This is a genomic window from Microvirga aerophila, assembly GCF_003332305.1.
GTDB lineage: Bacteria > Pseudomonadota > Alphaproteobacteria > Rhizobiales > Beijerinckiaceae > Microvirga > Microvirga aerophila.
The window spans coordinates 1-2,905 of the sequence record NZ_QOIO01000151.1; the positions used below are offsets into that span (position 1 = coordinate 1).

The window sequence follows — 2,905 nt, forward strand, 5'->3', positions numbered from 1 at the left end:
AATCAGGAAGAATGGTCAAAAGCGAGCAGAGAAGAAGCTCAAGCATCGGTCCGCTCCTTCGGCATGCGAGAGAGGGTAACGATCTTCGGCACTTCGGTGGCGCCTTCGTCCGGGGCATGGTCGGGCACGATCCTATCGGGCTCGTCGTCGGCGCCCTTGCCCGGCGGGACACCGGCGATCTTCTCCAGCGATCCGGCAATCCGGCGCAGCGGCCACCCGAAATTTGGAATGTCGATCAGGGCCAGCAGCAGACCGGCGACCCAGAAGGCATGGATATGCGTGAACAGGGCCAGCAGGCCCAGCACGGCGACGATCTCGAATTGGAGCTTGTGGCCCTTGTGGGCGATGCGCTCCGGCAGGGTGTGCAGCCGCAGGAACAGGAGGCCGATGGCCATTACGGCGATGACCAGGACCACGGCCATGACTATCATGAAGACGTCGGTCTCCCCGGGCCCGGCGATGAACGCGGGCAGATGATGGGGGGCAGCGGGGTTAACAGCCACGGTCATGCCGGCTCTCCTGTCATTTCAAGTGGCGGTCCAGCGTTGCCGCCAGTTCGGCCGCGAGATCCCGCGCCAGCTCCCGGTACTCGGCACAACGGGCGGCGCTTACCGGCAACGATGAGTGCTCCCACCGGACGGCGGCCGCCTCGGCGTCAGCTAGATCGGCACAGAGCGACCGGAAGTCCTCGTTGTTTCTCGCGAGTTCCTCGATGGCATGCACCCGGTCTGGGAAACGGGCGATGGCGACCAGTACGGATTGATCCATGATGAGACCGCGCGATCCCGGGAACGGCGCAGGTGCGCCGTCACACAGTTGTCAGTATCGGCCCATGGCGTGCGGCAGGGGAGTAAGTTACTGTATGTTACAGGCGCTTCAGGCGTCTTCCGATGCCCGGAAAGGGCCGACCCATTGCACAACGGCAGCAACCATGGGGTTGACGGCCCGTCGCAGGCGCAGTCGCAGCCTTCGGCAGAAGACGTGCGTGCCCAGCTCGACCGCCTCATCGCCAGCCCTGACCTCGATCTGCCCGCGCGTGCGCGCAGGTTCCTGCGCTACATCGTCGAGGAGACGCTCGCCGGACGCGCAGACCGCATCAAGGCCTATTCGGTCGGGACAGAGGTGTTCGAGCGCGATCCGAACTTCGATGCCCAGAGCGACCCGGTGGTGCGGATCGAGGCGGGCCGGCTCCGCCGTGCCCTCGAACACTATTATCTTGTCCCCGGCCTGTCCGATCCCGTTATCATCGACGTCCCGAAAGGGGCCTACGTCCCCCACTTCACCCTCCGCAACCCCCCGGAAGCAGACGTAGCGGAGACAGCAGAGGTCCTGGATCCGCCAGCCCCTGCCGCTCCGCTGCCCCCATCTCCCACCGTCCCGCCATCCCGACCTCGACGTTCGCTCCGGATTGGCCTTGGCGCAGCGGCCGTGGCGGTCACGGTTACCGGTCTCGCTTGGTGGGGCACCTCGCGACCGATCCCACGACCGCCTGCCCAAGCATCGGCTGCTGGGGTGCCAAGCGGTCCGACGCTTGTCGTCATGCCCTTTGCCAACCTGGGGGAAGGTCCGGACGCCAGAATTTACGCTCAGGGCCTCACCGAGGAGGTCCTGAGCCTGCTCGCCCGCTTCAAGGAACTGTCGGTGCTCGGACGGGAGACGTCGAGGGCTATCCCGCCGGATGCCGACGTTTTGCGGATCCACCGTGAAGTCGGGGTGCGGTATGTGCTGGAGGGGAGCGTCCGGACCGCAGGGCACCAGTTGCGTGTGACGGGCCGCCTCCTTGATGCCCAGACAGGCGCAGTGCTGTGGTCGCAAGCGTATGACGACGATCTGCGGATCCGCGGCTTCTTCGCGATCCAGGATGACGTGGCCCAGAAGGTCGCGACCGCCGTCGGACAGCCCTATGGCATCATCGCCCGGTCTGACGAGAGGCGCACCCAGGCGGGACAGCCGGAGGACCTGGAGGCTTATGCCTGCACGCTGCGCTTCTACGGCTATCGCGCGGCGCTGAGCCCGGCCAGCCACGCCGCCATCCGGACATGCCTCGAACGGGCCGTCGACCGATACCCGAGCTACGCCACCGCTTGGGCGATGCTCTCGATGCTCTACCTCGACGAGGATCGCTTCGGCCTCAATCCCCGACCTGGTTCCCCTACGGCAGCGCGGCGTGCTATCGATGCCGCCCGCCTCGCCAACCGCCTCGACCCGGAGAACGTTAGGGGATTGCAGGCGCTGATGATGGCCCTCTTCTTCACGGAGCAGCCGGAGGAGGCGTTGCAGGTCGGCGAGCGGGCGGTGGCGCTCAACCCAAACGATACCGAACTGCTTGGGGAGTTCGGAAGCCGGCTGGGTCAGGCGGATGACCGCAAGCGTGGGATGGCTCTCCTTGAGCAGGCCCTTGCCCGCAATCCAGGCCATTCGGACTATTACAACGGGGTGCTGGCGCAGCTTGCCTACCTGGAGCGTGAATACCAGCGTGCCGAGCTTCTGATGCGGCAGGTCACTCAGAAGAAGTTCCCGCTCTACCACTTCGTGTCCGCCATCATCTACGCCCAGCTCGGGATGAAGACCGAGGCCGCCGAGGCAAGGGACCGTTTCCTCCAGGAGCGCCCCACGTTCTTCGACCAGTGGGATCGGGAGGTGGCCAAGCGCAATTACGGGCCCAAGGACGGTGCCCTGCTGGCCGAAGGCGCGCGCAAGGCCGGCTTTCCGGTACCGGACACGACGGCGGCGGAAACGGCCCTTCAGTCGGGCATTCCCCAGCGCTGAACGTGAGCGCCGACCCCGTAACATACAGTAAGTTACAGGCGGTCGAGCGCAGACGCTGCTAAAGCATCGGACGGTTAAACAGACGCATATCCGGCTGCCTTGAGGTAGTTCCAGCACTCCTGAGGCTCGAACAAGT

At 65.4% G+C, this 2,905-nt stretch carries 3 protein-coding genes; 1 reads left to right on the forward strand and 2 read right to left on the reverse strand.

Annotated features, from left to right (window positions below):
- Window positions 1-38 precede the first annotated feature (38 nt).
- Window positions 39-509, reverse strand: coding sequence for a hypothetical protein (locus DRB19_RS29320; RefSeq protein WP_114189465.1), 471 nt, complete (start codon window positions 507-509; stop codon window positions 39-41).
- Window positions 510-522: 13 nt separating this feature from the next.
- Window positions 523-768, reverse strand: a complete 246-nt coding sequence (locus DRB19_RS29325; RefSeq protein ID WP_114189466.1) for a hypothetical protein — start codon at window positions 766-768, stop codon at window positions 523-525.
- Between the two features lie 213 nt (window positions 769-981).
- On the opposite strand from DRB19_RS29325, the gene DRB19_RS29330 reads away from it, so the two are divergent.
- Window positions 982-2,769: an adenylate cyclase gene (locus DRB19_RS29330; RefSeq protein ID WP_245439914.1), complete on the forward strand. Its 1,788-nt coding sequence runs from the start codon at window positions 982-984 to the stop codon at window positions 2,767-2,769.
- Window positions 2,770-2,905 lie beyond the last annotated feature (136 nt).